The organism is Streptomyces niveiscabiei (genome assembly GCF_001419795.1).
Taxonomy (GTDB): Bacteria; Actinomycetota; Actinomycetes; order Streptomycetales; family Streptomycetaceae; genus Streptomyces; species Streptomyces niveiscabiei.
Window position 1 is genome coordinate 1 of sequence record NZ_LIRL01001317.1, and the last position, 6,474, is coordinate 6,474.

The 6,474-nt window shown below is 74.5% G+C and carries 4 protein-coding genes; 2 read left to right on the forward strand and 2 right to left on the reverse strand.

Annotation, left to right across the window (positions count from 1 at the left end; translation table 11 throughout):
• A partial coding sequence (locus AOK24_RS43520; RefSeq protein ID WP_107104184.1) for an AI-2E family transporter occupies positions 1-1,190 on the reverse strand: 1,190 nt, incomplete at its 3' end.
• A 60-nt stretch (positions 1,191-1,250) separates the two neighbouring features.
• Positions 1,251-1,445 (reverse strand): DUF3046 domain-containing protein, encoded by a 195-nt coding sequence (locus AOK24_RS43525; RefSeq protein WP_055725352.1) that lies wholly within the window; start codon positions 1,443-1,445, stop codon positions 1,251-1,253.
• A gap of 79 nt (positions 1,446-1,524) precedes the next feature.
• Between AOK24_RS43525 and AOK24_RS43530 the strand changes: the two genes are divergently transcribed.
• Together AOK24_RS43530 and AOK24_RS43535 are read left to right on the forward strand one after the other, a co-directional pair.
• Positions 1,525-2,454, forward strand: a complete 930-nt coding sequence (locus AOK24_RS43530) for a hypothetical protein (protein ID WP_055725353.1) — start codon at positions 1,525-1,527, stop codon at positions 2,452-2,454.
• Between the two features lie 65 nt (positions 2,455-2,519).
• The coding region (locus AOK24_RS43535; RefSeq protein ID WP_055725354.1) for an Lhr family ATP-dependent helicase at positions 2,520-6,474 on the forward strand (3,955 nt) is incomplete at its 3' end.

Consider the following 6,474-nt stretch of genomic DNA (forward strand, 5'->3'; position numbering starts at 1 on the left):
CCCCCGCCTCGCGCCTCCTCCCGCCGAGGCCGCCCCAACACCCGAGGATCATCGGTCACGTCGTACCGCTTCACATACGCCCCCAGGAACGCCTGAAGCGTCGCGACGGCGGGGATGGAGATCAGCGCCCCCACGGCCCCCAGCAGCGCGGTCCCGGCGATGACGGACCCGAAGGCGACGGCGGGATGGATGTCCACGGTCCGGGACGTCAGCTTCGGCTGGAGCATGTAGTTCTCGAACTGCTGGTACACGACGACGAACCCCAGCACCCACAGCGCGTACCAGGGATTGACGGTGAACGCGATCAGCATGGGCAGCGCGCCCGCGAGGTACGTCCCGAGCGTGGGGATGAACTGCGAGACGACACCGACCCACAGCCCCAGCACGGGCGCGTAGGGGATCTCCAGGACCTGGAGCAGGACGTAGTGCGCGATCCCGGAGATCAGCGCCATCAGCCCGCGCGAGTAGAGGTACCCCCCGGTCTTGTCGACGGCGATCTCCCACGCGCGCAGCACCTCGGCCTGCTTCGCCGGCGGCAGCACGGAGCACAGCCCCCGCCGCAGCCGGGGCCCGTCGGCGGCGAAGTAGAACGAGAACAGGGCGATCGTCAGCAGCTGGAAGAGCCCGCCGAGCACCTGCGCGGAGACGTCGAGCACCCCGGCGGCACTGTTCTGCGCGTACTTCTTCAGCCACTCGGAGTGCAGCAGCCCCTCCTGGATGTCGACCCGTCTCAGCTCGGTGTGGAACGAGGTGTTGATCCAGTTGATGACGGAGTCGAGGTACTGCGGGAACCCGTCGACCATCTTGACGATCTGCCCGGCGAGCATCGACCCGAGGAGCGTGATGAACCCGGCGACGGCGATCAGCAGCCCGAGGAAGACCAGGAAGGTCGCCAGGCCCCGGCGCATCCCGTAGGACGCCATCCAGCTGACCGCGGGTTCGACGGCGAGCGCCAGGAAGAACGCGATGAGGATGTTGATCAGCAGCCCGAGGAGCTGGTGGAACGCCCACGTACCCAGCTGGAACAGGCCGATGAGCGCCAGCGCGAGCACCATCGCGCGCGGCAGCCACCGCGGCATGCGCTCCCCGGCCGCCCCACCGCCGTCGGCCGGCGGCGACGCGGGCGGCGCCGCAGCGCCGGGCGATGGTGTCTGCGGGGCGAGCTGCCCGGTCTCCTCAGTCGGTGCCACGGCCCAAGTCTCGCCCACGCCACCGGTATTCCGGCACTCCCCCGCGATCTTCGCCGGGGATCACCGCTTCTCGTGCGGAACGTTCATCACCGAGCACACCACCCGCCACACGTCCTTCGCCTCCCAGCCGTCGGTCAGCGCCTCGTGCACCGTCCGCCCGCCCAGCTCCGTCATCACGTGATCGCGCGCGAAGGTCTCGGAGTACCCCGTACCGAAGTGCTCCGCCATCCGCTCCCAGAAGACCGTCAACCGCATGCCCTCAGTATCCCGCCCCTCGGGTACACCCTGGCCCGTACGCCCGCGCGGGCAGCGCTTTCCACCCTACGGTCGCGGCATGCCCGAACCAGGAGCCTCCCCCCTGCCCCAGACGCCCCCGGCGCGCTCCCCGCTCGCGCGCGCGGAGCGCTTCATGTGGCTCAACGCGCGCGTGCTGGAGCAGCGTCTGTTCGCCCACCACTTCCTGGGCGCCTCCGCCGACCCCGCGGAGACCGCGCTCGACGCCTACCGCACCGCGGACGGCGGGTACGGCCACGCCCTGGAGCCCGACCTGCGCGGGCCCGTCGGCCAGCCCCCGCACGCGGTGTACGCGCTGCGCGTCCTGGACGCGCTCGGGCGCTGCGGCGGCCGGCGGGTGGAGCAACTGTGCCGCCACCTGACGGCGGTGTCGTCCCCGGACGGCGCCCTCCCGGCCGTCCTGCCCTCCCAGCGCGGCTACCCGGCCGCGCCGTCGGCCCCGATCGCGGACGCCCCGGCCGGCGACCTGCTGACGACCGGCCCCGTCACGGGCCTCCTGCACCGCAACGACGTCTGGCACGCCTGGCTGTTCCGGGCCACCGACTTCTGCTGGCAGGCGGTGGAGTCCCTGCGGACCCCCGATCCGTACGAGGTGCAGGCCGCCGTCGCCTTCCTGGACTCCGTCCCCGACCGCTCCCGCGCGCAGGCCGCCGCCGACCGCCTGGGCCGCCTCGTGCGCGAACGGCATCTGGCCGTCCTGGCCCCGGAGAGCCCGGAGCCGTCCCCCGCGCCCGCCGAGCGGCACTTCCCCCACGACTTCGCCCCCGTTCCGCACTCCGTCGCGCGCGCGTGGTTCACCGACGCCGAGATGTCCCGTTCCCTGGACCTCCTCGCGGCAGGCCAGCAGTCCGACGGCGGCTGGCCGCCCCGCCGTCCCCGGTGGACCCCGTCCGCCGCCCTGGAGGCCCGGGCGATGGCGACGATCGACGCCCTCCGCACCCTGAGGTCGTACGGCCGTCCCCTCAGCTGAACCCGCCGCCGGCCCTGTATCCACAGGTCAGCCCGATTGTCAGTGGCGAGGTGCAGGATGGACGCATGGTCAGTTCCGCACACCGAGCCCTGGACGGCTTCTCCCCCGCGACCCGTAGCTGGTTCACGGGGGCGTTCTCGGCGCCCACCGAGGCCCAGGCGGGCGCGTGGCGGGCCATCCGGGAGGGTTCGGACGTGCTGGTGGTCGCCCCGACGGGCTCGGGCAAGACGCTGGCCGCGTTCCTGGCGGCGCTGGACGGCCTGGCGTCCACGCCCCCGCCGGCGGACCCGAAGAAGCGCTGCCGGGTGCTGTACGTCTCGCCGCTGAAGGCCCTCGCGGTGGACGTGGAGCGCAACCTCCGCAGCCCGCTGACCGGCATCCGCCAGGAGTCCGCGCGCCTCGGCCTGCCCGAGCCGGAGGTCAAGGTCGGGATCCGCTCCGGCGACACCCCGCCCGCGGAGCGCCGGGCTCTGGCGACGCGCCCGCCGGACATCCTGATCACGACCCCGGAGTCCCTGTTCCTGATGTTGACGTCGGCCGCGCGCGACGCGCTGACGGGCGTGGAGACGGTCATCCTGGACGAGGTCCACGCGGTGGCGGGCACGAAGCGGGGCGCGCACCTGGCGCTGACCCTGGAGCGGCTGGACGCCCTGCTGCCGAGGCCCGCCCGCAGGATCGGCCTGTCGGCGACGGTCCGCCCGGTGGACGAGATCGCCCGCTACCTCGCCCCGCGCGGGAAGGCCGAGATCGTCCAGCCGAGGTCGGCGAAGGAGTTCGACCTGTCGGTGGTCGTCCCGGTGGAGGACCTGGGCGAGCTGGGCGGCTCCCCGGTGGATGACGCGCAGGCGGAGCGCCCCTCGATCTGGCCGCACGTGGAGGAGCGGATCGCGGACCTCGTGCAGGCGCACCGCTCGACGATCGTGTTCGCGAACTCCCGGCGCCTCGCGGAGCGCCTGTGCAACCGGCTGAACGAGATCGCCTACGAGCGGGCGACGGGCGAGCCGCTGGCGGAGCATCACTCACCGGCCGAGCTGATGGGCGGCTCGGGCGCGGCCCAGGGCGCCCCGCCGGTCATCGCGCGGGCGCACCACGGCTCGGTCTCCAAGGAGCAGCGCGCGCTGGTCGAGGAGGACCTGAAGGCGGGCCGGCTGCCCGCGGTGGTCGCGACGTCCAGCCTGGAGCTGGGCATCGACATGGGCGCGGTGGACCTGGTGGTCCAGGTGGAGTCACCGCCCTCGGTGGCCTCCGGCCTCCAGCGCGTGGGCCGGGCGGGGCACCAGGTGGGCGCGGTGTCGACCGGTGTGGTCTTCCCGAAGTACCGGGGCGACCTGGTCCAGGCGGCGGTGGTCACCGAGCGCATGCGCGAGGGCGCCATCGAGTCTCTGCGGGTGCCCGCGAACCCGCTGGACGTGCTGGCGCAGCAGCTGGTCGCGATGGTGTCGATGGACACCTGGCAGGTCGACGACCTGCTGGCGGCCGTCCGGCGCGCGGCCCCCTTCGCGTCGCTCCCGGAGTCGGCGTTCACGGCGACCCTGGACATGCTGGCGGGCCGCTACCCGTCGGACGCGTTCGCGGAACTGCGCCCGCGCGTGGTGTGGGACCGCGTGACGGGGACGGTCACCGGCAGGCCGGGCGCCCAGCGCCTCGCCGTCACCTCGGGCGGCACGATCCCCGACCGCGGCCTGTTCGGCGTCTTCCTCGCGGGCTCCGACCCGAAGAAGGGCGGCGGCCGGGTCGGCGAGTTGGACGAGGAGATGGTCTACGAGTCGCGCGTGGGCGACGTCTTCACGCTCGGTACGAGTTCCTGGCGCATCGAGGACATCACGCGCGACCGCGTCCTGGTCTCCCCGGCCCCCGGTGTGCCGGGCCGGCTGCCGTTCTGGAAGGGCGACCAGCTGGGCCGCCCGCTGGAGCTGGGGCGCGCGGTGGGCGCGTTCCTGCGCGAGGTCGGTGCGCTGCCGCGGGAGGACGCCCGGCTGCGCCTGCTCGCGGCGGGTCTGGACGCGTGGGCCGCCGACAACGTCCTGTCGTACCTCGCCGAACAGCGCGAGGCCTGCGGCCATGTCCCGGACGACCGGACGATCGTCGTGGAGCGTTTCCGGGACGAGCTGGGCGACTGGCGCGTGGTCGTCCACTCCCCGTTCGGCGCCCAGGTGCACGCCCCGTGGGCGCTCGCCCTGGGGGCCCGGCTCGCCGAGCGGTACGGCATGGACGCGCAGGTGATGCACGCGGACGACGGCATCGTGCTGCGCCTGCCGGACGCCGACCTGATGGGCCTGGACCTCCTCGACCGGGAGCCCCTGAAGGCGGGCACCGAGTACGACGCGGACCAGGCGCCCGTGGGCGCGCAGGACGTCGTCTTCGACAAGGGCGAGGTCGACCAGGTCGTCACCGACCAGGTCGGCGGCTCGGCGCTGTTCGCGTCCCGGTTCCGGGAGTGCGCCGCCCGCGCGCTGCTGCTGCCGCGCCGCAACCCCGGCCGGCGCACCCCGCTGTGGCAGCAGCGCCAGCGCGCGGCGCAACTGCTCCAGGTGGCGAGCGAGTTCGGCTCGTTCCCGATCGTCCTGGAAGCGGTCCGCGAGTGCCTCCAGGACGTCTTCGACGTCCCCGGTCTCGTCGAGCTGATGGGTGACCTGGAGTCCCGCAAGGTGCGCCTGGTCGAGGTCACCACCCCGGAGCCGTCCCCCTTCGCGCGCAGTCTGCTGTTCGGCTACGTCGCCCAGTTCCTGTACGAGGGGGACTCGCCGCTCGCCGAGCGCCGCGCCGCCGCGCTGTCCCTGGACTCGCGGCTGCTGGCGGAGCTGCTCGGCCAGGCGGAGCTGCGCGAGCTGCTGGACGCCGAGGTCCTCGCCGAGCTGGAGCGCGAGCTCCAGTGGCTGACCGAGGAGCGGCGCCTCAGGGACGCCGAAGGGGTCGCCGACGCGCTGCGTGTCCTCGGCCCGCTCACCGACGCCGACCTCGCGCGGCGCGGCGCCGACCCGCGCTGGGCGCAGGAGCTGGCCGCGGCGCGGCGCGCGATCCGGGTGCGCGTGGCGGGCGTCGACCACTGGGCGGCGATCGAGGACGCGGGCCGCCTGCGCGACGCGCTGGGCACGGCCCTGCCGGTCGGTGTGCCGGAGGCGTTCACCGAGCCCGTCAAGGACCCCTTGGGCGACCTGCTGGCCCGCCACGCGCGCACGCACGGCCCGTTCACGTCCGCCGCGGCAGCCGCCCGCTTCGGGCTCGGCACGGCCGTCACGGACGGCGCGCTCCAGCGGCTGGCGGCGAGCGGGCGTGTCGTCCAGGGCGAGTTCCATCCGGCGGGCATCGGCCAGGAGTGGTGCGACGCGACGGTTCTGCGGCGGCTGCGCCGGCGCTCCCTGGCGGCGCTGCGCCAGGAGCTGGAGCCGGTCCCGCCGGCCGCGCTCGCCCAGTTCCTGCCCCAGTGGCAGCACGTCGGCGCCGGCCACGCCCTGCGGGGCACCGACGGCCTGGTCCGCGCGGTCGAGCAGCTCCAGGGGGCCTCCGTACCCGCCTCGGCGCTGGAGAAGCTGGTGCTGCCCTCGCGCGTGCGCGACTACTCCCCGGCGCTGCTCGACGAACTCACCGCCGCCGGGGAGATCGTCTGGGCGGGCGCGGGCGCGCTCCCCGGCAAGGACGGCTGGATCTCCCTCTACCTGGCGGACGCGGCCCCGCTGCTCCTGCCCCCGCCGCACCCCCTGGAGCCGACCGCGCTGCACGAGTCGGTCCTGACGGCCCTCTCCGGCGGCTACGGCCTGTTCTTCCGCCAGATCGCCGACCAGGTCCGCGCCACCACCCACCCGGACGCCACCGACCCGCAGCTCGCCGACGCCCTCTGGGACCTCGCCTGGTCCGGACGCCTCACCAACGACACGCTCGCCCCGATGCGCGCGCTGCTCGGCTCGGGCCGTACGGCGGGCTCGACGGCCCACCGCGCGCGGCGTGCGGTCCCGCGCGGGCGCTACGGCTCCCTCACCGCCGCCGCCCGCCCCGCCGCGCGCGGCGGCGGTGAGGGAGCCG